At 76.2% G+C, this 1,910-nt stretch carries 1 protein-coding gene and 2 pseudogenes; 1 reads left to right on the forward strand and 2 read right to left on the reverse strand.

From position 1 onward, the window contains the following. The coding region (locus EAO77_RS33865; RefSeq protein WP_147992224.1) for a cobalt-precorrin-6A reductase at positions 1–555 on the reverse strand (555 nt) is incomplete at its 3' end. 11 nt (positions 556–566) lie between these two features. Here EAO77_RS33865 and EAO77_RS33870 point away from each other — a divergent pair. Beyond that, positions 567–1,670: pseudogene (locus EAO77_RS33870) on the forward strand (cobalt-precorrin-5B (C(1))-methyltransferase); the annotation flags it as partial. On the opposite strand, the pseudogene EAO77_RS40680 reads toward EAO77_RS33870, so the two are convergent. Next, positions 1,662–1,910: pseudogene (locus EAO77_RS40680) on the reverse strand (cobalt-precorrin-5B (C(1))-methyltransferase); the annotation flags it as partial. The pseudogenes EAO77_RS33870 and EAO77_RS40680 sit on opposite strands and share 9 nt — an antisense overlap.

Below are 1,910 nucleotides of genomic sequence, written 5' to 3' on the forward strand. Positions count from 1 at the left end.
CAGCAGTGCCCGTTCGCCGTCGASGGTGAACGGGCCCCGGTCGAGCAGCACCTCCGCGTGCGGCGGGCACGGCCCGTCCGGCGCGTCGACCGAGCGGACGAGGAACCAGACGTCGTCGACGTGCGCGAACGCGGCGAGGCCCATGCGCCCCGTCGTCAGGAACACCCTGCGGCCGAGCGCCCGGGCCGCCCCGGCGGCCTCCTCCAGGGAGCCGACCGGGTGCCAGTCGTCGCCCGGCACCGGCGCCCACCCGGGGCGGCGCAGGGCCAGCAGGGGAACATGGGCCCCGGCGGCGGCCCCGGCCGCGTGGAAACTGATCGTCCCGGCGAAAGGATGGGTGGCGTCGATGACCGCGTCCACCGCGTGCTCGCGCAGCCAGCGCTCCAGGCCCCCGGCCCCGCCGAACCCGCCGACCCGGACCTCGCCCGGCGGCTTCCGGGGGGCGGCGACCCGCCCGGCGAGGCTGCTGGTGACCCGCAGGCCACGGGCGTGCAGCAGCTCCGCCAGCAGGCGGCCCTCGGTCGTCCCGCCGAGGATGAGTACGTGCGTCGGCATGGGGGTCCTTCATGACTGAGGCGGGCGGCGGGCGTGAGGCCCAACTCAAGCACACCGGCCTGCGGCCCGGCTGGACGACCGGGGCCTGCGCGACGGCGGCCGCGACCGCCGCCTACACCGCGCTGCTGACCGGGGACTTCCCCGATCCGGTGACAATCACCCTGCCCAAGGGGCAGACCCCGTCGTTCGCCCTCGCCACCGAGTCCCTGACGGGCGCCTCGGCCACCGCCGGGATCGTGAAGGACGCCGGCGACGACCCCGACGTCACGCACGGGGCGCTGGTCCGGGCGACCGTGCGGGTGCTGCCCGCCGGGTCCGGCGTCGTCTTCCGCGCGGGGCCCGGCGTGGGCACGGTCACCCGGCCCGGACTGCCGCTGGACGTCGGGGAGCCGGCGATCAACCCGGTGCCGCGGCAGATGATGCGCGACCACGTCGCCCTCGTGGCCGCGCGTCACGGCGGGACGGGCGACGCCGAGATCACGGTCTCCGTCGACGACGGGGAGGAGATCGCCCGCTCCACCTGGAACCCGAGGCTCGGCATCCTCGGCGGGCTGTCCGTCCTCGGGACGACGGGGATCGTGGTGCCCTACTCGTGCTCGGCGTGGATCGACTCCATCCGGCGCGGGGTCGACGTGGCGCGGGCGGCGGGGCGCACCCATGTGGCCGGCTGCACGGGCTCGACGTCGGAGAGGACCGTGGTCGACGTGTACGGCCTGCCGGAGGACGCACTCCTCGACATGGGGGACTTCGCGGGGGCGGTGCTCAAGTACGTGCGCCGGCATCCGGTCGAACGCCTCACCGTCTGCGGCGGGTTCGCCAAGCTGTCCAAGCTCGCGGCGGGCCATCTGGACCTCCACTCCGCGCGCTCCCAGGTGGACAAGGGGTTCCTGGCGGAGCTGGCCCGGGCGGGAGGGGCGGACGCGGCGCTCGTCGCGCAGGTCGCGGAGGCGAACACGGGCCTGGCGGCCCTGCGTCTGTGCGAGGCGGCCGGAGTGCCCCTCGGCGACCTCGTCGCCACCGCGGCACGTGACGAGGCACTCGCGGTGCTGCGGGGGGCGCCGGTCGCGGTGGACGTGATCTGCGTGGACCGCGCGGGCGTGGTGGTGGGGCGCTCCGGCCGCCTCGCACAGACGCAGGGCCGCCAGGCCCGTGTTCGCCTCCGCGACCTGCGCGACGAGCGCCGCGTCCGCCCCTCCCGCCCGGGCCAGCTCCGCCAGGAACCCCTTGTCCACCTGGGAGCGCGCGGAGTGGAGGTCCAGATGGCCCGCCGCGAGCTTGGACAGCTTGGCGAACCCGCCGCAGACGGTGAGGCGTTCGACCGGATGCCGGCGCACGTACTTGAGCACCGCCCCCGC

The sequence above is a fragment of the Streptomyces sp. T39 genome (genome assembly GCF_008042045.1).
GTDB lineage: Bacteria > Actinomycetota > Actinomycetes > Streptomycetales > Streptomycetaceae > Streptomyces.